Origin of the sequence: Palleronia marisminoris (genome assembly GCF_900172315.1) — a bacterium.
Lineage (GTDB): Bacteria > Pseudomonadota > Alphaproteobacteria > Rhodobacterales > Rhodobacteraceae > Palleronia > Palleronia marisminoris.
In genome coordinates this window covers 325,457-348,220 of sequence record NZ_FWFV01000001.1, presented here as the reverse complement: position 1 = coordinate 348,220, position 22,764 = coordinate 325,457, and the positions used below count along the sequence as shown (strand labels likewise).

The following is a 22,764-nucleotide window of genomic DNA, read 5'->3' as shown; positions in this document are numbered from 1 at the left end:
GAGCACTCCAACCCAGTGTGGCGGAGCCGCCATCCGGGGCTCGCACTCTTCATCCTGCCGGACATACTCCGGAGAGCGCGAGGGGCAGCGCCCCTGGTTCCGAGACCGGTCGTGCGCGGCCGCTCAGAACTCCTGGCTCGACCCCTGTTGCCAAGGCTGCACCAGGTTGCCGAACCGGGTGAACCGGCCCTCGAAGCTCAGGTCGACCGAGCCGATGGGGCCGTGGCGCTGCTTGCCGATGATGACTTCGGCGCGGCCGTGCAGGCGCTCCATCTCTTCCTGCCAGGTGGCCATGCGTTCCAGCTCGTGGTCGCCCGGCTTCTCGCGCTCCTTGTAGTATTCCTCGCGGAACACGAACATCACGACGTCGGCGTCCTGCTCGATCGAGCCCGATTCCCGAAGGTCCGACAGCTGCGGGCGCTTGTCGTCCCGGCTTTCGACCTGGCGCGACAGCTGCGACAGGGCGACCACGGGGATGTCCAACTCCTTGGCGATCGCTTTCAGCCCCTGCGAGATCTCGGAGATTTCGTTGACCCGGTTCTCACCCTTGCCGGTGCCCTTCACGAGCTGAAGGTAGTCCACGATCAGCGCGTCGAGCCCGTGCTCGCGCTTGAGCCGCCGCGCGCGGGCGGCAAGCTGCGAGATCGGCAGGGCGGGCGTGTCGTCGATGTAAAGCGGGCAGGCTTCCAGCGACTTGGCGGCCTCGACGAAGCGGCGGAACTCGGTCTCGTTCATGTCGCCGCGGCGGATCTGCTCGGACGGGACCTCGGCGGCTTCGGACAGGATCCGGGCCGCAAGCTGCTCGGCCGACATCTCGAGCGAGTAGAAGCCGACGATGCCGCCCTCGATCGCGCCTTCGGTCCCGTCGGGCCGGGTGCCCTTGCGGTAGGCCTTGGCGATGTTGAACGCGATGTTCGTCGCCAGCGAGGTCTTTCCCATCGAAGGACGCCCGGCAAGGATCAGAAGGTCGGACTTGTGCAGGCCCCCCAGCTTCTTGTCGAGATCGACGAGCCCGGTCGAGATGCCGGCCAGCCCGCCCTCGCGCTGATACGCGGCGTTGGCGACGTTCACTGCATCGGTCACTGCGCGGAGGAAGGACTGGAAGCCCTGCGAGGCCTGCCCGGCCTCGGCCAGCTTGTAGAGCGCCTGCTCGGCCTCGACGATCTGCTCCTTGGGTTCGGAGGCGACGTCGACCTTGCCCGCCTTGGACGAGATCTCGCGCCCCAGGTCGATCAGCTTCCGCCGGATCGCGAGGTCATAGATCATCTGCGCATAATCCCGCGCCGCGTAGGACGAGATCGCGGCACCGGCGAGACGCACGAGGTAGGACGGCCCGCCCAACTCCTTCAGGCCCTCGTCATCTTCGAGGAAGGCCTTCAGCGTCACGGGCGAGGCCAGCGCGTTCTTGGCAATCCGGGCGGCGGCGACCTCGTAGATCCGGGCGTGGACGGGATCGTAGAAGTGGCTCTCGTCGATGACGCTCGCGACCTTGTCGTAGACGTCGTTGTTCGTCAGGATAGCGCCCAGAAGCTGCTGCTCGGCTTCGACATTGTGGGGCAGGAGGTCGGGCTTCTCGTCACCCTCGGCCGCGTTCTGTCCGAACGGCGCGATCTGGTTCATCGTCCCTCTCCCCTGCTTCATGTCGGTCCCGTGACGAGCGGGATACTCCCTCGCGACGTGGCGCATCAAGTGAGGATAAGTTTCAGGCTGAATCCTGCTCTGAAGCAGCGATATTGTGCCCTTCATGACGCAGGGCACATCATCCTGACCAAGGCCGCGGCGGGGCGAAAACTATCCCCGACTTTCCACAGGCTAGGTGCTGCCACGCGCGTCCTGCCAGGCGCGGGGGTCCTGCAGGAACGACTCGACCGTTTGAAGCGTCGCCGGATCGACGGCGCCAGAGTCCTTCGCCACCGCCAGGACGTCCCACCAGGTGCAGAGGGAATGCAGCTGCACGCCATGCTCGGCCAAGGTCGGCTCGGTCTCGGGGAAGATGCCGTACGAGAAGATAACGGCCGTATGCGCGCAGGTCGCGCCGGTCTCGCGGATCGCGTCCACGAAGGACAGCTTCGATCCGCCATCCGTCGTCAGATCCTCGACCAGCAGCACCCGCTGTCCTTCGGTCATCACGCCCTCGATCCGGGCGTTGCGGCCGTAGCCCTTGGGCTTCTTGCGCACATAGGTCATCGGCAGCGCCAGCCGCTCGGCCACGAGCGCGGCAAACGGGATGCCCGCCGTCTCGCCGCCCGCGACGTTGTCGAACGCCTCGAACCCGGCCTCGCGCATCACCGTGACGGCCATGAAGTCCATCAGCGTGGAGCGGATGCGCGGGAACGAGATCAGCTTGCGGCAGTCGATATAGGTGGGCGAGGGCCTTCCGCTGGCCAGCGTGAACGGTTCGGCCGCATTGAAGTGGACGGCCTCGATCTCGAGCAGCATCGAGGCCGAGAGGCGGGCCATCTCAGCCTTGTCGGGAAATCCGCTGGGGATCATCAATCGCGCCCCGTCGGCGAGCGGTCGATCGGGTTGCGGTAGGTCATGCGACGGACCGAGCCGGTCTTCGAGCGCATCAGGATCGTCTCGGTCGTGAAGTAGCCCGGCTCGCGCTTGATGGCGTGCAGCATCGAGCCATCGGTCACGCCGGTGGCGGCGAAGATCACGTCATCGCTGACCAGGTCGTCGCGGGTGTAGACGCGGTCGTAATTGGTGACGCCGGCCTTCTTCGCCCGCTCGCGCTCGTTGTCGTCGCGGAAGGTCAGCTTGCCGTACATCTGCCCGCCCATGCATTTCAGCGCGGCGGCGGCCAGCACGCCCTCGGGCGCACCGCCAGAGCCCATGTACATGTCGATCCCGGTGGTGGGCTCGGCGCAGTGGATGATGCCCGCCACGTCGCCATCCGTGATCATGCGGATGGCGCAGCCAGTCGAGCGCAGTTCCTCGATCATGGCCTCGTGGCGGGGCCGCTCCAGCACACAGACCGTGATGTCATGGGTCGACACGCCCTTGGCCGAGGCCAGCGCCGAGACCCGCTCGGACGGGCTCATGTCCATCGTGACCACGCCGGGGCGCATGCCGGGGCCGATGGCCAGTTTTTCCATGTAGACGTCGGGCGCGTGCAGCAGCGAGCCGCGCGGACCCATGGCGATCACGGTCAGCGCGTTCGGCATGTCCTTGGCGGTCAGCGTCGTGCCTTCCAGCGGGTCGAGCGCGATGTCCACCTCGGGGCCTTCACCGGTGCCGACCTCTTCGCCGATATAGAGCATCGGCGCCTCGTCGCGCTCGCCCTCGCCGATCACGACTGTGCCGCGGATCTGCAGCTTGTTCAGCTGGTCGCGCATGGCGGTGACGGCGGCCTGGTCGGCAGCCTTCTCGTCGCCGCGGCCGACCCAGCGGCCGGACGCGAGCGCCGCCGCCTCGGAGACGCGGGCGAGGCCCAGGGAAAGCATCCGGTCGTTGAAATCTTGCGTGGCCATGGATCGTGCCTCCTTGTCGCGGTTGTCAGGGTCCTAGCCCGCGCGCGCCGCGGCGCACAAGACTGTTACCGCCCACCCTTCGCCAGAAGCGCCCGATCAGTCGTCGAGTTCTTCGATCCGCAGCGCCACCGGCTCGCCCGTCAGAACGCCGGTTTCGGTCATCCGTTCGATCGCGGCGTCGAGGTCGGGCCGCCCGGCCTTGTGCGTGACCAGGATCACCGGGGCGATCGACGCGTCGGCATGGTCGTACTGCCGCATCCGGTCGATCGAGATCCCGGCGTCGCCAAGACAGGCCGCCACCTTCGCGAGGGCGCCCGGTTTGTCCTGCAACTCCATCCGCAGGTAATAGGGGGCGGGGCTGCCGGATTGCGCCCGCGTTCCCTTGACCAGAGAGGCGGCCGGCTGCCCGAAGGTCGACAGCCGGGTGCCGCGCGCGATCTCGATGACGTCCGAAAGGACGGCGCTGGCGGTCGGGCCTTCGCCCGCACCGGCACCGCGCAGGACGATCCGGCCCACGGCGTCGCCTTCGAGCACGACCATGTTGGTCGCCCCCGACAGTTGCCCCAGCGGCGAGGCGGCCGGGACGAGGCAGGGCGACATCCGCGCCTCGAGGCCCCGGCCGGTCATCCGTGCGACGCCCAGCAGCTTGACCTTGAAGCCCATGTCGCTGGCGTGCCGGATGTCGGCGATCGAGACTCGCTCGATCCCTTCCAGCCTCACGGCCTCGAAATCGACCCGCGTGCCGTAGGCGATCGAGGCCAAGAGTGCCAGCTTGTGGCCCGCATCGATCCCGCCCACGTCGAGCGTAGGGTCGGCTTCGAGATAGCCAAGGGCGCTCGCCTCGGCGAATACGGTGTCGTAGGGCAGGCCGGCATCCTCCATCCGCGTCAGGATGTAGTTGCAGGTGCCGTTCATGACGCCCATCACCCGCTCGATCCTGTTGCCGGCGAGGCTTTCGGTCAGGGCCTTGACGCACGGAATCCCGCCCGCGACGGCGGCTTCGAAGCGCAGGCACAGGCCCTTCGCCTCGGCGGCCTCGGCCAGCTCCTGCCCGTGCAGGGCCAGCATCGCCTTGTTGGCGGTCACGATGTCCTTCCCGTGGGCAATCGCGGCCTCTATCGTGTCCTTCGCCGGGCCGTTGTCGCCGCCGACGAGCTCGACCACGAGGTCCACATCGTCGCGGGCGGCAAGTCTGACGGGATCGTCCTCCCACGCGTAGGCAGACAGATCGAAGCCGCGGTCCTTGCCCTGCGTCCGGGCCGAGACCGCAGTGACCTTGACGGGACGCCCGGCGCGGGCGGCGATCAGGTCGGCCCGCTTCTCGAGGATTTTCACGACGCCGGCGCCAACGGTGCCGAGGCCCGCGATCCCGAGGCGAAGAGGGTCTGACATGGGGAGGGCTCCTTCGATCTGACGGCGTCGGGCTTGGGCCTTAGCCGAGATCACGCCCCGATCAAAGGGGGTCCTCGGCCGTCCCGTCGCGCAAACGGCGGAGGCGCTCGGCAGCCTCGGCGTCGCTTCCGGTCGGGGCCGGGGCCACGACGGCCGCCGCTGGCGGCTGGTCGGCGCGGATCGTCGCGGCGCGCTCCCGCAGGGCAGCGCTCGGCGCGGTGCTCGGAGTGGCCACGTCGCGCAGGCCCTGCGCCCGTGCCCTCAGACCGTCCGCACGGGCGAGTATCGCGGACGTGTCCGCAGCCGCCATGCTCCGCGCGGCGTTCCCCTGCGCGGCAAGACCGGCGCTGCGACCCGACAGCTCTGCGCCGGCCAGGGTGGCAGTGTCGGCTTCGACGCGCGACAGGATCTCCTGGCGGGGCGCGAGGTCGGGATAGGGCGCCACGGCGCCTGCGCGGGTCGCGGGCGTATCGAGTTCGGGCAGTCCGCAACCGGCGGCGAGGCAGACGATGATCAGGGTGCGGCGCATCGGTAGTTCCCTTGGTTGACCGCACGCTATCCGCGCCGACCGCTCTCCGGCAATCGCCTTTCCGCACCTGCCGGACAGAGCGTGCCTTGCACGCGCGCTTCGCAGCGGCATTATGGACCGACCATGCCCGATCCCGAAACTCTCGCGGAACTCCACGCCTCGATGCCGCGCCGCATCTTCGGCGTCAGCATGCTCGGCGCCTTGGCGGTGCTGCTGGGCTGGCTCGGCGCGACGGCCCCGACGGGCATCGGCGCGCGTTTCGTGCTTCTGATCGTGGCCGTTCTGGCGGCCTACGGCGCGGTCGCGTTGTGGCGTGCGACGGCGCAGGCGGTGTTCCTGACCGAGGCCGGGCTCGTCCAGTCGGACGGCCGCATCCTCGCCGCGATGGACGAGATCGCGGGGGTGGAGCGCGGGCTGTTCGCGGTGAAGCCGTCGAACGGGTTTCTGGTCCGCCTCAACCGATCCCGGCCCTTTGCCTGGGCGCCGGGCCTGTGGTGGCGCTGGGGCCGGCGGTTGGGCGTCGGGGGAATGACGCGGGCGGCCCAGGCCAAGACGATGGCCGACATCCTGACGCTGAAAAGTCACGGGGCGCTCTAGCCCGTCAGGTTGTCCGCGTCATACCTGAGCACCGGGATGAAGCGGGGCGAGACGACGCCGATGTGCTCGAACGTCTGCTCGCCGAATCCGACGTCGAAGGGCGGCACGTAATGGACCCAGCTATCCACGACGATCACCGAGTCGCCATCGGCCAGGTTCGGCAGGCGGTCGGTGAGGCCGGGCAGGGTAGCCTCGGTTATGGGGTCGGGCAGGGGCGTCGTGGAGCCGGCCCGCGCGGAGTCCGACCAGACCAGCAGGTACTCGGCATTGCTCTCGTCCCAGACGATCGAGCTGACCCGGATGGCCGTGTTGTGTTCGCCGATGGCGAGCTGGTCGAAGACTTCGGCCAGCCCGGTGATCGTCTGATGGGTCGCCGGAAACTGCGACCGCGAGAGCATGTCGCCGACGGCATAGGTGACGCGCAGCGCGTGGACCCGCGCCCGGTAGGCGTCGATATAGGTCAGCATCGTGAAGATGGTCAGGCACAGCACCGGCAGCATCAGGACGGTCTCGACGGAATAGGACCCGGTTTCGTCCCGGCGGAACCGCACGAGGTGGCGGAGGGGCTTGCGGGTCATCGTCACGGCTCGTTCACGAAGAATGTCTCGGTCACCATGGCCACGCCGCCGCCCGAGACCTGGTCCATCCGCGCCCCGATGCCCACGCCGGGGAAGATCGGGTCATAGAGGACGCAGAACCTCATCAGCATCAGCTCGTTCTGCGTGCCGGGCTTGAAGGTCGTGGCCGGCTGCACCTCGAGGTCGCGATTACGGCAGGTCACCGCGCCCTCGGATGCGGTGAAACTGCCCAGATCGACGCGCGAGAGGTCAAGCATGAGGTCGCTTTCGCAGTCCGGGATGACGGTCGCCGTCTCGCAGACCGCGGCGCGGATCTCGGCCGCGGTGCCATAACCCGAAATGCCCATCCGCACGTCGCGGGCGACCACATCGACGGCGTATTCGAACATGACCCGCCGCATCTGCATGACACCGGCCTCCATCCCCGTGAGGAACGGCCAGAGCATGAGCGGGAACAGCACCACGATCTCGACCGAGGCGGCGCCATCGGCGGCCCGCAGGAAAGTGCACAGGCGCGAAAGAAGCCTCATTCGACCAGCTGCAATTGGTTGATCGTGCCGGCGATCGAGGCGAAGGCGTAGTTTATCTGGCTGCCGGTGACGTTGTAATAGTGGTTCGGCGTCGTCGCGCAGGCCTTGAGGAGCTTCGAGTTCCCTTCGGAGATGTCGAAGGCAATCGTGAAGACCACGACGTCGCGGTCGCGGATCGCCGAGCAGAGGGCCGTCAGGCGATCGTCCTTCTCGTTAGGGCCGATCGAGTCGAGGACCTTGGAATACCAGTCGTTCGCGACGTATTGCCGGTACTGGCTGTTCACTTGTTCCGCCCGTGCGTAATAGGCGTGCCACGCGAGCGGCATCTCGGCCCAGACCTCGGCCCAAGTCATGCGCTCGGCGGAGCTTCCACCGACGGGATCGCGTCGCCACTCGTTCCGCCCGGCCACGAAATAGTAGCTTGGATCGCTACTTTGGACCGAAAAGCGCAGGTAGCTCCCGTCATATCCTTTCCAGATGTCCGAAAGGTTGCTGCCCGAGTATGCAGGCTTCATGGACAGCTGGGTGGTGTTCTCACCATCGGTCATGATGATCAGCACCTTCATCGAGTTCTCGCGGTCGTAGTCGAACGGCCGGTCCCTGAAGCCCTCATCGATATCGGGAAGCGCGGCCACGGCAGAGCGCATCTGCGGATCGAGCAGTCCGATGGCCCATTTCGTCCCGATCTCGATGGACGTGTTCCCCCCGTATTGAAGGCTGTCGATCTTGTCGTGAAGCGCGTCCCGGTCGTCGCTGACGAAGAGGGTGCGGCTGCTCGCGTCGGTGCGGCATTGGATCCGACCTTCCGAGACGCGGTCGTGGAATCGTCGGTCGTTCCGGTCGGGGATAGCCGGATAGGGGTCGAAATGCGCGGTCTGGCGATACGGTGTTGTGGGCGACATCTCGACCGTCCGGAACGCGCCAGCGGAAAAGTCGAGGCAATGGGAGTAGCCGTGGGAGTGCGTCACGGCCATCTGCGCGAGGATGTCGGCGCCTGCATTCACCTGCGTCGCGTAGGGCACGATGTTGATCGAGACTTCGCCTTCGATCGGGTTCCCGTTCCCATCGAGAAGCATTTTGTCCACGAATTCCTTGGCGGCCGTCTTCATGTAACCGAGCCGGCCGTGATTCCCCATCGAACCCGAAATATCGAGCGCCATGGAGATCTCGATATCGCGGATGTCCTCGCGCGCCGTGGCCCCCGCCGCCCCGCCGAGGTCGTCCACCCCGAGCGCGTGCATGAACATCGTGGGCAGCGACAGTTCCGCATTGGCCGAAACGGCTCGCGAGTTGATGCGGCTCGTCACCTGGATGTCGGTCAGCGCATCGGCAAGACCGGCCTTGGCGAAGTAGTCCGCCACCACGCCTTCGGGGTCGAGCGACTGGTCGAGGTCGGCCGCGGCCAGGACCGCGTTGTCCAGCGTGGTCTGCAGCTGGGTTCGCTGGTAATCGTGCCGCAGCAAGTCCACGACCACACCGCCCGTCAGGAAGATGGCGGCGAAGAAGAACAGCGTCAGGATGACGAAAGAGCCGTCCTCGGCCCTGGCGAAGGCGGAAACGCGGTGCCGGAGTCTGTGCCGGGGAGCTATCGTGTCGCTGCGCGCCGCCATTCTGGGTTCCCGTCGTTGTGGCCAAGACCGCAGGGTGATCCGACCGCGCGGCGGTGGAGGAAGAGCGAACGTCAGCCCCGCACGGTCCTCCGCATTGCTCAAGGAGCCACCGGAACTGGACGAGAATATGGCGGGCGGGGGCCTCTTTCGCGGCTTTCAGCCGGCGGGCCAGGGGAGGGGCCCATCTTGACCCCTGAACGCGAAAAGGGGCCGCCTCGCGGCGACCCCCCTGATCCGTCGGATCGGAAACCCGATCACATTTCGGGCGGCATCAACACGCTGTCGATGACGTGGATCACGCCGTTCGACGCTTCGATGTCGGCCTGCGTCACGGTCGCGTCGCCCACCATCACGGTGTCGCCGTCGATCGAAACCTCGAGCTCGGCGCCGTTCACGGTTTCGATCATCTGGCCGTCCGACAGGTCCGCCGCCATCGCCGCGCTGGGCACGACATGGTAGGTCAGGATCGAGGTCAGCTGCTCTTCGGACAGACCGTCGAGCGTGCCTTCGGGCAGCGCCTCGAACGCCTCGTCGCTGGGCGCGAACACCGTGTAGGGGCCTTCGCCCGACAGGGTTTCCGCCAGGCCGGCAGTTTCCGCAGCCGACAGCAGGGTCGAGAAATTGCCCGCGTCCTGCGCCGTTTCGACGATGTTCATCTCGGCGTTCATCTCGGCGTCATGGGACGCGGCGAAGGCCATCGTGCCAGCCAGCGACAGTGCGGCGGTGGTGGTAAAGATCTTGGTAAACATGGTGCCTCCCAAAAAGGATTGTGACCCGGCGTCTTGCAGGGTCGCTGGAACAACTGCCCGAACCCGCTACCGTTTCCGCGACAACTGCGCACAGTGCGGCGGCATGACCGACCGGCTTGTGGAACTGTACGAATCCGCGCAATTTCGCGCATCACCACAGGGAGAGACCCATGATCCACCGCCTGTTCCTCGCCGCGCCGCTGGCGCTTCTGGCGTGCGCGCCGACCACTGACCAGCCGGCCACGTCGAACCTGAGCGTCAATGCCGACGGCGCCGCCGCCGCCGCGCAGACGCCTCCGGCGCTCACGGCCGTGGCGCAGGCGCTGGATGCGCGGCAAGGGCAGATGCTGACGCCCGACCTGGAAATCCGGGGCGCGAGCGCCGAGGGCGACACGCTGGTCATGCAGTTCCGTCACGCCCAGCCGTCCACTGCTTTCGGTCCCGCCGCGCGCGAAGGATACGAGGTCGTGGCCGCCCGTTCGATCCGCGAGCAGCTTTGCGCCGCGCCGGCCACCGCGCGCTTCGTCGAGACCTACGGCGTCGCCGCGACCATCGTCACCAGCGACGACCAGCCGCTCGCCACCGTGAACGTGGACGACTGCTGAGCCTCACCCTCTGGACAGACCGGCGGGCGAGGCTGATATAACGGACCATGAGCCTGCCCCCCGGTTTCCTTGACGAGCTTCGTTCGCGCCTGAGCCTCGCTCAGGTGGTCGGCCGCAAGGTCGTGTGGGACACCCGCAAGTCCCAGCAGGGCAAGGGCGACATGTGGGCGCCCTGTCCGTTCCACCAGGAGAAGTCCGCCTCGTTCCACGTCATGGATCGCGAGGGGTACTACTACTGCTTCGGCTGTCACGCGAAGGGCGACGCGATCAGCTTCGTGCGCGAGACCGAGAACGTCTCGTTCATCGAGGCGGTGCGGATCCTCGCCGGAGAGGCCGGCATGGAGATGCCGCAGGAGGACCCTCGCGCCAAAGAGCGGTCCGACCGGCGCACCGAGCTATCCGAGGTCATGGAAGAGGCGGTGAAGTTCTACCGGCTGCAACTGCGCACCGGCGCCGGGGCGGCGGCGCGCGACTACCTCAAGGGCCGTGGCCTCGACGATGCCGCCTGCGAGCGGTGGGAGATAGGCTTCGCGCCCGACGACTGGCGGCGACTTGGCGCCCATTTGCGGCAGAAAGGGATCGACCCCGAGATGATCCAGGCGGTGGGGCTCGAGAAGGTCAGCGACCGCGGTGGCCAGCCCTACGACGTCTTCCGCAACCGCATCCTCTTTCCGATCCGCGACGCCCGGGGCCGGGCCATCGCGTTCGGCGGGCGGGCGATGGATCCGGACGACAACGCCAAGTACCTGAACTCGCCCGAGACGGAGCTCTTCGACAAGGGCCGCAACCTCTACAACCATGCCAACGCGCGACGCGAGGCAGGGCGCGATGCGCAGCTGATCGTGGCCGAGGGCTACATGGACGTCATCGCGCTGTCCGAGGCGGGGTTCGGCGCGACGGTCGCGCCGCTCGGGACGGCCGTCACCGAGGATCAGCTGCGCCTGCTGTGGCGCGTCCATGACGAGCCGGTCATCGCCCTCGACGGCGACCGGGCAGGGCAGGCGGCGGCCCTGCGCGCGGCCAAGCTCGCAATGCCGTTGCTCGAGGCCGGCAAGTCGCTGCGCTTCTGCCTGATGCCCGAGGGGCTCGACCCAGACGACCTGCTGCGCGCCAAGGGAACCGGCGCGATGCAGGGGCTGCTGGATCAGGCGATCCCCATGGTGGACCTGCTGTGGCGTGCGGAAACCGAAGGGCGGCCCATCGACAGCCCCGAACGGCGCGCCGCCCTCGACAAGCGGTTGCGCGAGGTGCTGGGGCAGATCAGGGATCCCTCGATCAAGCGCCACTACGGCGACGCCTTCAAGGAGCGTCGCTACCAGCTGTTCAACCCGCGCCGCGTCTGGACGCCCCGCGGCAAGCGGCGGGATGCGCCGGTCAGCGCCAGCGCCACCACCCGTAGCTCCGAGCTGATGTCGCACGACGCCGTGGATCGACTGCGCGAGGCAGTGGTCCTGGCGCTGCTGCTGCGTTTTCCGGCGCTGATCGAGATGTTCGAGCCGGCGCTCGAGCGATTGGACTTCTCGGATGCCGACCACGCGCGGCTCTGCGACTGTCTTCTCGCCACGCCCGCCACGGATGCCGACGCGTGCCGCGCGGCGGTCGAGGCCGCTCTGGGCGCGCATGCCCTTGAAAAGCTGCATGCCACGCGCCATCTCGACATCGTTCCCGCGCTTCGCTCGGACCGGGTGGATATCGCGCAGCAATGCCTGGCTGAAGAACTCGCCAAACTCGCCGCTCGCCAAGGCGCGGCCCGTGAAATCGAAGAGGCTCTTGGAGATATCAGTGGTGTCGAGGACGAGGCGCTGACATGGCGGCTTTCCCAGGCGGCGCAGGCGAAAGCCCGCGCCGAACGCAGCCAGGGAGAGGACCGCAGGCTCTTCGACTTGGCACCGAACGGCGTCCGGCTAGATCGGGAAGAAAGAGGTGCCCTGGACCGTCTGCTCAGCCAGATCGGGTCGGGGACACGCAAGGACACAAAGTGATCCGCCTGCTCTGGGTAAGGCGGTTCGGGTTTGGTAGGATGGACGACGTTTTCAACCTGCGAATCACTGATTCGGGTGAAGCGAATCGCGACGCGGGCCGCATGGACCCGCCACGGGACACCGCGATCCGCGGGAAGGAGAGTGCCGCATGGCCGCTAAGGACAGCGTAGAGGACCGCAAGGACGAGCAGGACGGCGAAGCCATGCTCGACATGAGCCAGTCCGCCGTCAAGAAGATGATCGCCGACGCGAGAGAGCGCGGATACATCACCTACGATCAGCTCAACGCGGTCCTCCCGCCCGAGCAGGTGAGCTCGGAACAGATCGAGGACGTGATGTCGATGCTGTCCGAGATGGGCATCAACGTCATCGAGGAAGAAGAGGCCGCCGACGAGGACGAGAAGAAGTCCACCGAGGTCGTGGCCCGCAACGATGCCCGCGACGTTGCCGTCTCGACCGCCGAGAGCGAGAAGCTCGACCGCACCGACGACCCGGTCCGGATGTACCTGCGCGAGATGGGCTCGGTCGAGCTGCTGTCCCGCGAGGGCGAGATCGCGATCGCCAAGCGCATCGAGGCCGGCCGCAACACGATGATCGCGGGCCTGTGCGAAAGCCCGCTGACCTTCCAGGCGATCACCATCTGGCGCGACGAACTTCTGTCCGAAGACATCCTTCTGCGCGACGTCATCGACCTCGAGACGACGTTCGGCCGCTCGATGGGCGAAGAGGGGGACGAGCCCGTCGTCTCGGACCTCGGCTCGACGCCGCAGGAGATGAAGGAGAAGCCGCCGGCGCCCAAGCCCGAGGTGGTCAAGGAAGAGGTCGATGCCGACGGCAACCCGATCTCGGAATCAGACGACGAGGAGGATGACGAGGACCAGGCGAACCTGTCGCTCGCCGCGATGGAAGCCGCGCTGAAGCCGCGCGTCCTCGAGATGCTCGACGCGATCGCCAGCGACTACGAACAGCTCAGCGAAATGCAGGACATGCGCATGTCCGCCACGCTGAACGAGGATGGGTCCTTCGATTCCGGCGCCGAAGAGAAGTACCAGAAGCTGCGGGGCGAGATCGTCGTGCTGGTGAAGGAGCTTCACCTGCACAACAACCGTATCGAGGCGCTGATCGACCAGCTCTACGGCATCAACCGCAAGATCATGTCGATCGACAGCGCGATGGTGAAGCTCGCCGACCAGGCGCGCATCAACCGGCGCGAATTCGTCGACGAGTATCGTGGTGCCGAGCTCGATCCGAACTGGATGGACCGGATGCGCGAGAAGGCCGGCCGCGGCTGGCAATCGCTGTTCGAGCGGTCCACCGACAAGATCGAGGACCTGCGCGGCGAGATGGCCCAGGTCGGCCAATATGTCGGCGTCGACATCAGCGAATTCCGCCGCATCGTGCAGCAGGTCCAGAAGGGCGAGAAAGAAGCCCGTCAGGCCAAGAAGGAGATGGTCGAGGCCAACCTGCGCCTCGTGATCTCGATCGCCAAGAAATACACGAACCGCGGCCTGCAATTCCTTGATCTCATTCAGGAAGGCAACATCGGCCTGATGAAGGCAGTCGACAAGTTCGAGTATCGCCGCGGCTACAAGTTCTCGACCTATGCGACGTGGTGGATCCGCCAGGCGATCACCCGCTCGATCGCCGACCAGGCCCGCACGATCCGCATCCCGGTCCACATGATCGAGACGATCAACAAGCTGGTCCGCACCGGCCGCCAGATGCTGCACGAGATCGGCCGCGAGCCGACGCCGGAAGAACTGGCGGAAAAGCTGCAAATGCCGCTCGAGAAGGTTCGCAAGGTGATGAAGATCGCCAAGGAGCCGATCAGCCTCGAGACGCCTATCGGTGACGAAGAGGACAGCCAGCTCGGCGACTTCATCGAGGACAAGAACGCCGTCCTGCCGCTCGACTCCGCCATCCAGGAGAACCTGAAGGAGACGACGACGCGGGTCCTGGCTTCGCTTACGCCGCGCGAGGAGCGGGTCCTGCGGATGCGTTTCGGCATCGGCATGAACACCGACCACACGCTGGAAGAGGTTGGCCAGCAGTTCAGCGTCACCCGCGAACGAATCCGTCAGATCGAGGCCAAGGCGCTCCGCAAGCTCAAGCATCCGAGCCGGTCGCGCAAGCTGCGCTCGTTCCTGGATCAGTAGGGCCCAGGGTGCCCTTGGCCGACGCGCGCCAAGGGCTCGGCCAGTCATGAAGGAGGGGGCAAGACATGAGCATTCTCAGCAAGCTCTTCGGTCGCAGCGGCGACAAGTCCGCGCCCGAGGAGGAATCCGTTTCCTACAAGGGCTTCAAGATTCGACCCGCGCCGATCGTCGAGGGCAGCGAGTATCGCCTCGGGGCGTGGATCGAGAAGGACATCGACGGCGAACTGAGGACCCACCATCTTGTCCGCGCCGACATGACCACCTCGCGCGAGACGGCGGTCGATGCCGCGATCGCCAAGGCCAAGCTGGTGATCGACGAACAGGGTGAACGGCTCTTCGACTGAGGTCGAAGGGTGGCGCCGTTGGCTTCGAACCGGAGGTTGTCGGCGTTGTCGTGACGGCGCCGCGCCTTTCATTCCGAAAGCGCGACAACCGAGCAGGCTCAGGTCCGGTTCGCCTGGTTCGGGTCGTTGGTCGAGCCTTGGCCGGTGGCGGGATTGTCAGGATCCGCGTCGGGATCCGGTTTGACGTCCGGCTTTATCGGCTCCTTCTTCGGCATCGGCGTGCGGTTCGCCTGGTTCGGGTCGTCGGTCGTTCCCGCGCCGGTCTTCGCGCGCTCCGCCTCTTCGTCGCGATCTTGATTGGACATCTTGCGTCCTCCTTTCATCTTCACGTCCAACACGCGAACCGACCGAGGGTTCGCCCAAGGACGAAAGGACGCAGAGCCATGACGCAGACGACGTTCGAAATCGCCACGCGCGGGCCGGGCCTGCACGAGTTCACGGACAAGGTCGCGGGCTGGCTGCCCGATCGGGATGGGGTGCTGACGCTATTCGTGCGCCATACCTCCTGCTCGCTTCTGATCCAGGAGAACGCCGATCCGGACGTGCAGGCCGACCTGATGGGGTGGATAGACCGCCTCGTTCCCCGCGCCGACACGCCCGAGATGCGCTACCTGCGCCACCGCGCCGAGGGGCCGGACGACATGCCGGCGCATATCAAGGCCGCGCATCTGCCGGTGTCGCTGACGATCCCGGTCTCGGCCGGGCGGATGGCGCTCGGCACCTGGCAGGGCATCTACCTGTGGGAGCATCGCGACGATCCCCACACGCGACGGGTCGCCGCCGCACTCGCCTGAAGAAGCGGGAACGCGACCCACGTCTCGCCGTTAGGCACGGAAGACGACTACAGGTAAGCTGCTCATGAGAGAGATTTTTTCCCGCCGCCGCGCCACGATGCGGCCCACCCGAGAATCCATCGTCGCCCAAGTGGCGCAACGCGATCCGCTTCCTCCCCTCGAACGACGCGAATGGTGGCGCGGGGCGGCGCTGTACCAGGTCTATGTCCGCAGCTTCCGCGACTCGAGCGGCGACGGGATCGGCGACCTCAAGGGGGTGTGCGAGAAGCTCGACCATATCCAGTCGCTCGGCGTGGACGGGTTCTGGCTGAGCCCGATCAACCCGTCGCCGCAGGAGGATTTCGGCTACGACATCACCGACTTCCGCGCCGTGGACGCGATCCACGGCAACATGTCGGACTTCGACCGCATGGTCTCCGAGGCGCATTCGCGGGGGCTGAAGGTGCTCCTCGACCTGATCCCGTGCCACACCTCGGACGAGCATCAATGGTTCAAGGAAAGCCGGCGCGACAAGGACGGCAATTTCGGCGACTGGTACATCTGGGCCGATGCGGCGCCCGATGGGGGGCCGCCGAACAACTGGCTCAGCTCCTTCGGAGGCCCCGCCTGGACGTGGGAGCCGCGACGGTCGCAATACTACTACCACCCGTTCCTGTCCTGCCAGCCGGCGCTGAACCTGCGCAAGAACGAGGTGCTTGAGGCGGTCGTGGACGCGATGCACTTCTGGCTCGACCACGGAGTTGACGGCTTTCGCCTCGACGCGATCCAGTGTCTTGCTTGCGATGCCGATCTGCGCTCGAACCCGCCCGAGGACAGCCGCGGCCCGGTCGCGCCGCTTGGCGGGGGCGAGAACAACCCCTTCCGAAAGCAGGCCCACCTGTACGACCGCGACGTGCCCGGCGCCTTCCCGATCGTCGAGCGTCTGCGCAAGGCGGTGGAGGGGTACGAGCCCGAGCGCGTGCTGATCGGCGAGCTGGCCGATACCGATAGCGCCCGCAACTCCGAGAAATATACCGTTCTGGGCGAGGGGCTGCACGCGGTCTATGACTTCAGCCTGATCCACGTCTCGCGCGAGGTGCGCGAGCTGACCGAGATCCTGACCTATCGCAGCGCCTTCCTGCGCACCGGCTGGATGATGAACGTGTTTTCCAACCACGATTCCACGCGCGCCGTGACCGACTTCACCCATTTCGCCGAAACGCGCGAGCAGCAGGTGGCGGCGCAGAAGTTGCTGTTCTTCATGCAATTCGCCCTGAAGGGCGGCGGGATCATCTACCAGGGAGAAGAGCTCGCCCTGCCGCACCCCGAGCTGCGCTACGAAGACCTGCGCGATCCATGGGGTATCGCCTTCTGGCCGGATTTCGAGGGCCGCGATGGTGCCCGGACGCCGATGCCGTGGTCGAGCGGCGCGCCCCATTGCGGCTTCACCGAAGGCGAGCCCTGGATGCGCGTTCCGCCCGAGCATTGCCACCTCAGCGCCGACAGGCAGGCCGAGGACCCCGACAGCGCGATGCGGTTCCTTCGCGCGTTCCTCGACTGGCGGAAGGAGCAGCCTCTGCTGCGGTGGGGCGGCGAGCGGGTCTATCCCCCCGACCTGGCGCCCCTGATCATGTGGGAACGATACGGCGGCGGCGAGGACATGCTGTGCTTCGTCAATTTCAGCGCCAATACGCAAACCTTGCCGGCCGAACGGATCGGCAAGCGCCAGCTTCTGGATGGCCCGGGCATGGCCAGCGAGATGGAGAAGACCGGCGTCGAGATCCCGCCCTTCGGCTTCGGATGCGCGCTCGGCTCGACCGAGTGACCGGGCGCGCCCGGGGAAAGCCCCGGGCGGCCTCAGTTCTGGGGCATCAGGTACACCTCGCGGATCGCGGCGCGGGGATCGGCCTCGATCGCGTAGAGGACGGCTCCGGCGACATCCTCGGGCTGCAGCTTGTCGGGCTTCCCCTCGTCGAAGAAGGGCGTGTCCACCATGCCCGGAGCGATCAGGCTGCACCGCCCGCCCCACTCGCGCATCTCTTCCGCCATGTTCCCGGCAAAGCCGTGGACGAAATACTTCGTCGCACCATAGATCGAACCCGCGATGTGCCGCCGACCCGCGGCCGACCCGGTCAGGACCAGCGTGCCCTTCCGCTTCTTCAGCTCGGGCAGTGTCGCACGCGCCGTCCAGACCAGTGCGGTGATGTTCAGCTGGATCATCCCGGCGATCTCGTCGGCATCGCCCTCGACCACGCCCGACGTGTCCATCCCGCGGCCGGCATTGGCGAAGGCTGCGTCGATCCCGCCGAAGCGGTCCACCGCCCGCGCCACCGCGTCCTGTTGCGCGGCCAGATCCGTCGCATCGCCCGGCAGTGGCAGTGCAGCGTCGCCGATCTCGTCCGCCAGGGCCTGAAGCTTCTCGGCCGAGCGGGCAAAGAGTGCCACGTTCCAGCCGGCCTTCGCGGCCATGCGCGCCGTCTCGGCGCCGATTCCCGAACTCGCCCCGGTGATGAAAAGCGTCTTGGCCATGTCTGATGGTCTCCGTGCTGAATGACCCAGCCCAACGTGATCCGCTTGCATCGGTTCATCACCGCTGCATGTGGGGGGCGATCTTTTCGTGCTGTCCATCGGTAGGGTCGGCGGCTAAGGATGGACGACGAGGGGAGAAATCACCCGAAGGGGGATACGGGATGCGCTGTCCGTTCTGCGGCAATGTCGAAACCCAGGTGAAGGATTCGCGGCCCGCCGAGGATCACGTGGCGATCCGCCGCCGCCGCCTCTGCACTGCCTGCGGTGGCCGCTTCACCACCTACGAACGGGTCCAGCTGCGCGACCTCGTGGTGGTCAAGACCAACGGCCGACGCGAGGATTTCGACCGCGACAAGCTGGAGCGCTCGGTTCGCATATCGATGCAGAAGCGCCCGGTCGAACAGGAGCGGGTGGACCAGATGATCAGCGGTATCGTCCGGCGGCTGGAAAGCATGGGCGAGACCGACATCCCCTCGAAGGTGATCGGCGAGATCGTGATGGAAAGCCTCGCCCGGATCGACGCCGTGGCCTATGTGCGTTTCGCCAGCGTTTACAAGAACTTCCAGGCCGCGGATGATTTCGACAAGTTCGTGAGCGAACTCAGACCGCTTACCAAGCCCGAGGGGTGAGCGACGCGGCCCATATGGCCCACGCGCTGGCCCTGGGCCGGCGCGGGCTGGGTCGTGTCTGGCCGAACCCGGCCGTGGGCTGCGTGATCGTTGCCGGCGGCCGCGTGGTCGGGCGTGGCTGGACCCAGGAGGGCGGGCGCCCCCATGCCGAGACGGTGGCCCTGGCGCAGGCCGGTGCGGCCGCGCGAGGCGCCACGGCCTACGTGTCGCTCGAACCTTGCGCCCACTACGGTCGGACCCCTCCTTGTGCCGAGGCGATGGTTGCGGCTGGCGTCGCGCGCGTGGTGACGGCGCTCGAGGATCCTGATCCGCGCGTCGCCGGTCGTGGTCACGCCATCCTGCGCGAGGCGGGAATCGAGGTGGTCACCGGGGTCCGCGCGGCCGAGGCGCGCCGCGATCAGGCGGGGTTCCTCAGTCGCGTGCTGCGGCAGCGCCCGATGGTGACGCTGAAGCTGGCCACGACGCTCGACGGTCGGATCGCCACCGCGAGCGGCGAGAGCCGCTGGATCACCGGCCCCGACGCCCGGCGCACCGTTCATGCCATGCGCCTGTCGCACGACGCCGTGCTGATCGGTGGCGGCACCGCACGGGCGGACGACCCCCGCCTGACGGTGCGCGGCATGGGTGCCGACCGCCAGCCCGTCCGCGTGATCGCGGCGCGTAAGCTCGACCTGCCGTCGGAGGGTGATCTGGCGGCCTCGGTGGGCGAGGGGCCGCTATGGCTTCTCCACGGGTCCGAGGCGCGGGACGATCGGATTGCCGCCTGGACCGATCTCGGCGCTACCTGCGTCGAGGTGCCGGTTGCGGGCGGCTACCTCGATGCGGGATACCTTTTGCAGGTCCTGGCCGAGCGGGGGATCACCCGTGTCTTCTGCGAGGGCGGCGGCAGCTTCGCCGCGTCGCTGCTACAGGTCGGGCTGGTCGATCGGCTCGTAAGTTTTGGCGCTGGCCGCGTGCTGGGGGCCGAGGGTTGGCCCGCGGTCGGGGCGCTCGGGGTGGACGCGCTTTCCGCCGCCCCGCGGTTCGCCCTCGTCGAGACGCGCCGGATCGGCGCCGACACGATGTCCGTCTGGGAACCCTCGGCCAAGCAGGGATAGGCGCCGCGCTACCGTCGCCAGAGATGGGCCTGACCGGCGAGCGCCCCCTGCAGTTTCGCAAGTGCCCGGTTCGCCCGGCCGGGTCCCGGGATCGCGCCTGTCGCAAGCCGCTCGGCGACGAGTTCGGGCGGGCACGGAAGGCCGCTGAGAGGATCGATGTAGCGCGGATAGGCGATCAGAGTCGCGTGTGCGAGGCCGGCGAGCGGGACCGGGACGCTGCGCCGCATGGGCACGGGGCCGAGGTCCCGGGTGAGGCCCCAGCCCGCGTAGAAGGGCGCGCCGAGGCAGGTCACGGGCACGCCCCGCAAGAGCGCCTCGAACCCCGTGGCCGAGGTCAGGGTCCAGACCTCCTGCACCCGCGGCAGCAGGCGCGCGGGATCGACGCCCGACAGGACGACATCGGCTTCTGCGGCGTGGATCGCGCCGGGGCGCAGGCCGGCCTCGACGTCCGGGTGCGGCTTGTAGAGGATCGCGGCTTCGAGGTTCGCTGCGCGGACGGCTGCCAGGAGGGCCGCGTTCGTCTTCACCGCGCCAGCGCCGAGGCGGATCGAGGCGTCGTCCTCGACTTGGCCGGGCACGAGGATGCGGTGGCCTTCGGGCAAGGGCGGCAGTTCTGCGCGGCCGACGTTGTATTTCGTGAGGCCACCCGCCACGAGCGTCGCCACGAGCCGTTCGGCGCGGAGGAGGTCGGGCTCGGGCAGATCGCCGCTCAGGGCGATCAGCCGTTCGAGCCGCGACGGTCGCGCGGGATCGTAGTAGATGCCCAGATCGTCCGTCACCAGCGACAGGGGCGGGACCAGATCCGCGCCCAACCCGCGCGAGCGCAGGAAGCCGTCCTCGACGCGCAGGATACGCGGCGCGGACAGCCCCGGCTGTTCGGCCCCCGCCCAGACGAGAAGGCCGCGCCCCTCGACCTTTGCGCGGCGGCAGGCGCGGCCGGGGTCGCGCTCGAACCGTACCGGGCGCCAGCGGCCGAAGATGCGCTGCACCGGCCCCCGCTTCCACAGGCGCATCCCGAGGGCGACGTGGCCGTGCCGATCCTCGCGCCAGGCGCGCGCCTGCGCTTCGAGGGTATCGACCACGTCCTCGACCTCGCAGAGACGGTCGCGAAACGGGTCGTACCATGTCGGGTAGTGGATCATGGCGCCCGCGACGAGCTGCGCGCGGGTCAGCCGGCGGGTGCGGCGGGCGACCGGGTATTCATCCTCGGTCAGGCCCCAGCCGGCATAGAAGGGTTGCCCGAAGAGACGCGGGCGGTGGTCGGCGAGGATCGCCTCGAACCCCAGCTGAGAGCTGACGGCGTAGACCGCGACAGCCCCCTCCAGCAGGTTCCAGGGCGAGACGGGCGCGTCCACGATGCTCGTCCGAGCGTCCAGAGCGCCGGGGCCGAAGTGGCCGCCGCGATAGCCGTGAGCCGTCTCGGGGTGGGTCTTGATGACGATGCGCGCGCCCGGATGTTCGAGCCGCGCGAGCGTCAGCATCTCGGCGAAGCTGGCCTCGGTCGCGCCGGCATGGCGGATCGAGGCGTCGCCCAGCGTCTGATCGATTACCAGAACGTAGCCCGGCTCGGGCACCGGCAGCGACGGGTCGACCGCGCTGTATTTCGTCAGATGCGCCCGCTTCAGCCGGGTCACCAGGTGCCGCGCGCGGTCCAGCACCGCCGTGTCGTCGAGCGGCGCGGTCGCGAGCAGATGCTCCAGATCCGACGGTCGGCTGCTGTCGAAATGGACGCCCGCGCGGTCGATCAGAAGGCCCAGCGGCGCCTCGCCGGAGCGGCCGGGCATCAGCGAGCGCAGGAAGGCGTCCTCGATCCGCACCAGCGGTGCGGCGGTGCGCGCGGCGACCGCTTCGCCCCGGTGGGCGTAGGGCGAGCGGCCCCAGACACCCACGGCGTCGCCGTCGCGCGGGCGCCCCGTCGTAACGCGCCACCCGGCCAGCGTCAGGATGCGACGCAACCGCCGATTCAGGAAGCCGGCGGAGTAGACCCGGAGCGCGGGGGGCGGCGTCATTCGGTCGAAATGGTATCCTGAACCGTGGCGAGCGAAGAGGTCGCGCCGGTCAGGACGCCGACGACCTTCTGGACCTGCACGTAGGGCGCCTCGGTCACGTAGACGGTGTCGCCGTCGCGGATCGCGAAGTCGCGGGCCTCGAACATGCCGTTGGGCTCTGTCAGGTCGAGCACGTAGACCATGCGCTGCGGGCCCACGAGGTCGGTGCGGCCCAGCACCATCTCGGCGATCTCTTCCGGCTCGTTGCGGAAGACGAAGACGCCGGTGGGATCGGCGAGGGCGGTCGACAGCCCGCCGACCAGCGCGATCGCCTCGATGGCCGAGATCGTCTGCCGGTCGAACGTCACGAGCCTCTGGCTGCCCGTGGCGCCGAGTGCGGTGAATGACCGGGCGTCTTGTTCCACGAGGATGCGGTCGCCGTTCCTAAGCGCGATGTCGTAGCGCGGGTGGGTGTAGAGATCGTCGAACCATATGGTCTCTTGCCGATTGCCGCGGCTGACGGTGACCTGGGCGACGTCCTGAGGGATGGCCAGCCCGCCCGCCTGCGCCAGCATCGCCGAGAGCGTCCGCGTCGGCTGCTCGATCGGGTAGACGCCCGAGCCCGTGACACCGCCGACCACCGAGACGGTGGCCCCGTCACCGGCAAGGCGGCGGACGAGGATCTGCGGATCGGGGGTCTGGCTGCCCAGCTTTTCGGAAATGATGCGGCGGATCGCTTCGGGCGTATTGCCGGCGGCGCGGATCCGGCCGGCATAGGGCACGAAGATGTAGCCGTCGCCATCCACCTGGATTTCTTCCAGCGAGGTGGCGGGGGTGCCTTCGGGGACCAGCAGGCCGTCCTCGACATTCTCGTAGATGGTCAGGCCCAGCGTGTCGCCGGGGCGGATCGTGTCGGAGCCCAACACGCCGGCATTCAGGAAGGCGGGGCTGAACCCGAGCGACGGATAAATGGCGGTGGCTGTGTTCACGCGCCGGTTGACCGAGACGACGAAGGCGTCGCCCTGGCGCTGCACCGAGCCGCTGTAGATTTCCTTCTTGGTCGGCCCGACGCGCGGTAGGCCGCACGCTCCGACCATGGCAACGGCGGCGAGCAGGACGAAGGGTTTCGCCCAGAACGGGTTCTTGAGATTCACTGCCCGGTCTCCTGACCTGTTCTGCCTCGGGTGCTTTTTTTGGATCAGGA

At 67.6% G+C, this 22,764-nt stretch carries 22 protein-coding genes; 9 read left to right on the top strand and 13 right to left on the bottom strand.

What is annotated here, in order from left to right:
• Positions 1-123: 123 nt before the first annotated feature.
• The 5 genes from PAM7066_RS01705 to PAM7066_RS01685 form a co-directional block, all read right to left on the bottom strand.
• Complete coding sequence (locus tag PAM7066_RS01705; RefSeq protein ID WP_085852382.1) at positions 124-1,620, bottom strand: replicative DNA helicase; 1,497 nt, start codon at positions 1,618-1,620, stop codon at positions 124-126.
• Positions 1,621-1,812: 192 nt separating this feature from the next.
• Positions 1,813-2,493 (bottom strand): orotate phosphoribosyltransferase, encoded by a 681-nt coding sequence (locus PAM7066_RS01700; RefSeq protein ID WP_085852381.1) that lies wholly within the window; start codon positions 2,491-2,493, stop codon positions 1,813-1,815.
• Positions 2,493-3,473 carry a class II fructose-bisphosphatase gene (gene glpX / locus PAM7066_RS01695; RefSeq protein ID WP_085852380.1) on the bottom strand — a complete coding sequence of 327 codons (981 nt, stop codon included), beginning with the start codon at positions 3,471-3,473 and terminating at the stop codon, positions 2,493-2,495. The genes PAM7066_RS01700 and glpX overlap by 1 nt, the downstream gene beginning before the upstream one ends.
• A gap of 96 nt (positions 3,474-3,569) precedes the next feature.
• A complete protein-coding gene (locus tag PAM7066_RS01690) occupies positions 3,570-4,865 on the bottom strand; it encodes a homoserine dehydrogenase (protein ID WP_085852379.1) in 1,296 nt (431 codons plus the stop codon).
• A 61-nt stretch (positions 4,866-4,926) separates the two neighbouring features.
• Positions 4,927-5,394 carry a hypothetical protein gene (locus PAM7066_RS01685; protein ID WP_085852378.1) on the bottom strand — a complete coding sequence of 156 codons (468 nt, stop codon included), beginning with the start codon at positions 5,392-5,394 and terminating at the stop codon, positions 4,927-4,929.
• Positions 5,395-5,517: 123 nt separating this feature from the next.
• Here PAM7066_RS01685 and PAM7066_RS01680 point away from each other — a divergent pair, with 123 nt between their 5' ends.
• Positions 5,518-5,991 carry a hypothetical protein gene (locus PAM7066_RS01680; RefSeq protein ID WP_085852377.1) on the top strand — a complete coding sequence of 158 codons (474 nt, stop codon included), beginning with the start codon at positions 5,518-5,520 and terminating at the stop codon, positions 5,989-5,991.
• Here the strand turns inward: PAM7066_RS01680 and PAM7066_RS01675 are convergent.
• The 4 genes from PAM7066_RS01675 to PAM7066_RS01660 all read right to left on the bottom strand — a co-directional run bounded on the left by PAM7066_RS01675 (position 5,988) and on the right by PAM7066_RS01660 (position 9,458).
• Positions 5,988-6,569: a TadE/TadG family type IV pilus assembly protein gene (locus tag PAM7066_RS01675; protein ID WP_085852376.1), complete on the bottom strand. Its 582-nt coding sequence runs from the start codon at positions 6,567-6,569 to the stop codon at positions 5,988-5,990. The two genes, PAM7066_RS01680 and PAM7066_RS01675, sit on opposite strands and share 4 nt — an antisense overlap.
• A 2-nt stretch (positions 6,570-6,571) precedes the next feature.
• Positions 6,572-7,099 carry a TadE/TadG family type IV pilus assembly protein gene (locus tag PAM7066_RS01670; protein ID WP_085852375.1) on the bottom strand — a complete coding sequence of 176 codons (528 nt, stop codon included), beginning with the start codon at positions 7,097-7,099 and terminating at the stop codon, positions 6,572-6,574.
• Positions 7,096-8,709 carry a TadE/TadG family type IV pilus assembly protein gene (locus PAM7066_RS01665; RefSeq protein ID WP_085852374.1) on the bottom strand — a complete coding sequence of 538 codons (1,614 nt, stop codon included), beginning with the start codon at positions 8,707-8,709 and terminating at the stop codon, positions 7,096-7,098. The genes PAM7066_RS01670 and PAM7066_RS01665 overlap by 4 nt, the downstream gene beginning before the upstream one ends.
• A 254-nt stretch (positions 8,710-8,963) precedes the next feature.
• On the bottom strand, positions 8,964-9,458 hold the full coding sequence (locus PAM7066_RS01660) for a fasciclin domain-containing protein (RefSeq protein ID WP_085852373.1): 495 nt from the start codon (positions 9,456-9,458) through the stop codon (positions 8,964-8,966).
• A gap of 170 nt (positions 9,459-9,628) precedes the next feature.
• Between PAM7066_RS01660 and PAM7066_RS01655 the strand changes: the two genes are divergently transcribed.
• From PAM7066_RS01655 to PAM7066_RS01640, 4 genes are all read left to right on the top strand, one after another.
• Positions 9,629-10,063: a hypothetical protein gene (locus PAM7066_RS01655; RefSeq protein WP_085852372.1), complete on the top strand. Its 435-nt coding sequence runs from the start codon at positions 9,629-9,631 to the stop codon at positions 10,061-10,063.
• 47 nt (positions 10,064-10,110) lie between these two features.
• Positions 10,111-12,045: a DNA primase gene (gene dnaG, locus PAM7066_RS01650; RefSeq protein ID WP_085852371.1), complete on the top strand. Its 1,935-nt coding sequence runs from the start codon at positions 10,111-10,113 to the stop codon at positions 12,043-12,045.
• 148 nt (positions 12,046-12,193) lie between these two features.
• Complete coding sequence (gene rpoD / locus PAM7066_RS01645; RefSeq protein ID WP_085852370.1) at positions 12,194-14,200, top strand: RNA polymerase sigma factor RpoD; 2,007 nt, start codon at positions 12,194-12,196, stop codon at positions 14,198-14,200.
• Between the two features lie 65 nt (positions 14,201-14,265).
• Positions 14,266-14,544, top strand: a complete 279-nt coding sequence (locus PAM7066_RS01640) for an HlyU family transcriptional regulator (protein WP_085852369.1) — start codon at positions 14,266-14,268, stop codon at positions 14,542-14,544.
• 98 nt (positions 14,545-14,642) lie between these two features.
• Here the strand turns inward: PAM7066_RS01640 and PAM7066_RS01635 are convergent, their stop codons facing one another.
• Complete coding sequence (locus PAM7066_RS01635) at positions 14,643-14,849, bottom strand: hypothetical protein (protein ID WP_085852368.1); 207 nt, start codon at positions 14,847-14,849, stop codon at positions 14,643-14,645.
• A 78-nt stretch (positions 14,850-14,927) separates the two neighbouring features.
• Between PAM7066_RS01635 and PAM7066_RS01630 the strand changes: the two genes are divergently transcribed.
• Both PAM7066_RS01630 and PAM7066_RS01625 read left to right on the top strand, forming a co-directional pair.
• Positions 14,928-15,338: a secondary thiamine-phosphate synthase enzyme YjbQ gene (locus PAM7066_RS01630; RefSeq protein ID WP_085852367.1), complete on the top strand. Its 411-nt coding sequence runs from the start codon at positions 14,928-14,930 to the stop codon at positions 15,336-15,338.
• A 64-nt stretch (positions 15,339-15,402) separates the two neighbouring features.
• Positions 15,403-17,142 carry an alpha-amylase family glycosyl hydrolase gene (locus tag PAM7066_RS01625; protein WP_085852366.1) on the top strand — a complete coding sequence of 580 codons (1,740 nt, stop codon included), beginning with the start codon at positions 15,403-15,405 and terminating at the stop codon, positions 17,140-17,142.
• Positions 17,143-17,174: 32 nt separating this feature from the next.
• Here the strand turns inward: PAM7066_RS01625 and PAM7066_RS01620 are convergent, their stop codons facing one another.
• A complete protein-coding gene (locus PAM7066_RS01620; protein ID WP_085852365.1) occupies positions 17,175-17,846 on the bottom strand; it encodes an SDR family oxidoreductase in 672 nt (223 codons plus the stop codon).
• 161 nt (positions 17,847-18,007) lie between these two features.
• On the opposite strand from PAM7066_RS01620, the gene nrdR reads away from it, so the two are divergent.
• Positions 18,008-18,475: a transcriptional regulator NrdR gene (nrdR, locus tag PAM7066_RS01615; RefSeq protein WP_085852364.1), complete on the top strand. Its 468-nt coding sequence runs from the start codon at positions 18,008-18,010 to the stop codon at positions 18,473-18,475.
• A 14-nt stretch (positions 18,476-18,489) separates the two neighbouring features.
• On the top strand, positions 18,490-19,572 hold the full coding sequence (gene ribD, locus PAM7066_RS01610) for a bifunctional diaminohydroxyphosphoribosylaminopyrimidine deaminase/5-amino-6-(5-phosphoribosylamino)uracil reductase RibD (RefSeq protein ID WP_085852363.1): 1,083 nt from the start codon (positions 18,490-18,492) through the stop codon (positions 19,570-19,572).
• A gap of 8 nt (positions 19,573-19,580) precedes the next feature.
• On the opposite strand, the gene PAM7066_RS01605 is transcribed toward ribD, so the two are convergent.
• The gene (locus PAM7066_RS01605; protein ID WP_085852362.1) at positions 19,581-21,581 is read right to left on the bottom strand and encodes a capsule polysaccharide biogenesis protein; all 2,001 of its coding nucleotides are present in this window, start codon (positions 21,579-21,581) and stop codon (positions 19,581-19,583) included.
• Positions 21,578-22,714 carry a polysaccharide biosynthesis/export family protein gene (locus PAM7066_RS01600; RefSeq protein WP_476703798.1) on the bottom strand — a complete coding sequence of 379 codons (1,137 nt, stop codon included), beginning with the start codon at positions 22,712-22,714 and terminating at the stop codon, positions 21,578-21,580. The genes PAM7066_RS01605 and PAM7066_RS01600 overlap by 4 nt, the downstream gene beginning before the upstream one ends.
• Positions 22,715-22,764 lie beyond the last annotated feature (50 nt).

What these genes read in the sequence shown, in the direction of transcription:
- PAM7066_RS01705 (WP_085852382.1), bottom strand. Translation starts at nt 1,620, where the DNA reads ATGAACCAGATCGCGCCGTTCGGACAGAACGCGGCCGAGGGTGACGAG.
- PAM7066_RS01700 (WP_085852381.1), bottom strand. Translation starts at nt 2,493, where the DNA reads ATGATCCCCAGCGGATTTCCCGACAAGGCTGAGATGGCCCGCCTCTCG.
- glpX (WP_085852380.1), bottom strand. Translation starts at nt 3,473, where the DNA reads ATGGCCACGCAAGATTTCAACGACCGGATGCTTTCCCTGGGCCTCGCC.
- PAM7066_RS01690 (WP_085852379.1), bottom strand. Translation starts at nt 4,865, where the DNA reads ATGTCAGACCCTCTTCGCCTCGGGATCGCGGGCCTCGGCACCGTTGGC.
- PAM7066_RS01685 (WP_085852378.1), bottom strand. Translation starts at nt 5,394, where the DNA reads ATGCGCCGCACCCTGATCATCGTCTGCCTCGCCGCCGGTTGCGGACTG.
- PAM7066_RS01680 (WP_085852377.1), top strand. Translation starts at nt 5,518, where the DNA reads ATGCCCGATCCCGAAACTCTCGCGGAACTCCACGCCTCGATGCCGCGC.
- PAM7066_RS01675 (WP_085852376.1), bottom strand. Translation starts at nt 6,569, where the DNA reads ATGACCCGCAAGCCCCTCCGCCACCTCGTGCGGTTCCGCCGGGACGAA.
- PAM7066_RS01670 (WP_085852375.1), bottom strand. Translation starts at nt 7,099, where the DNA reads ATGAGGCTTCTTTCGCGCCTGTGCACTTTCCTGCGGGCCGCCGATGGC.
- PAM7066_RS01665 (WP_085852374.1), bottom strand. Translation starts at nt 8,709, where the DNA reads ATGGCGGCGCGCAGCGACACGATAGCTCCCCGGCACAGACTCCGGCAC.
- PAM7066_RS01660 (WP_085852373.1), bottom strand. Translation starts at nt 9,458, where the DNA reads ATGTTTACCAAGATCTTTACCACCACCGCCGCACTGTCGCTGGCTGGC.
- PAM7066_RS01655 (WP_085852372.1), top strand. Translation starts at nt 9,629, where the DNA reads ATGATCCACCGCCTGTTCCTCGCCGCGCCGCTGGCGCTTCTGGCGTGC.
- dnaG (WP_085852371.1), top strand. Translation starts at nt 10,111, where the DNA reads ATGAGCCTGCCCCCCGGTTTCCTTGACGAGCTTCGTTCGCGCCTGAGC.
- rpoD (WP_085852370.1), top strand. Translation starts at nt 12,194, where the DNA reads ATGGCCGCTAAGGACAGCGTAGAGGACCGCAAGGACGAGCAGGACGGC.
- PAM7066_RS01640 (WP_085852369.1), top strand. Translation starts at nt 14,266, where the DNA reads ATGAGCATTCTCAGCAAGCTCTTCGGTCGCAGCGGCGACAAGTCCGCG.
- PAM7066_RS01635 (WP_085852368.1), bottom strand. Translation starts at nt 14,849, where the DNA reads ATGTCCAATCAAGATCGCGACGAAGAGGCGGAGCGCGCGAAGACCGGC.
- PAM7066_RS01630 (WP_085852367.1), top strand. Translation starts at nt 14,928, where the DNA reads ATGACGCAGACGACGTTCGAAATCGCCACGCGCGGGCCGGGCCTGCAC.
- PAM7066_RS01625 (WP_085852366.1), top strand. Translation starts at nt 15,403, where the DNA reads ATGAGAGAGATTTTTTCCCGCCGCCGCGCCACGATGCGGCCCACCCGA.
- PAM7066_RS01620 (WP_085852365.1), bottom strand. Translation starts at nt 17,846, where the DNA reads ATGGCCAAGACGCTTTTCATCACCGGGGCGAGTTCGGGAATCGGCGCC.
- nrdR (WP_085852364.1), top strand. Translation starts at nt 18,008, where the DNA reads ATGCGCTGTCCGTTCTGCGGCAATGTCGAAACCCAGGTGAAGGATTCG.
- ribD (WP_085852363.1), top strand. Translation starts at nt 18,490, where the DNA reads ATGGCCCACGCGCTGGCCCTGGGCCGGCGCGGGCTGGGTCGTGTCTGG.
- PAM7066_RS01605 (WP_085852362.1), bottom strand. Translation starts at nt 21,581, where the DNA reads ATGACGCCGCCCCCCGCGCTCCGGGTCTACTCCGCCGGCTTCCTGAAT.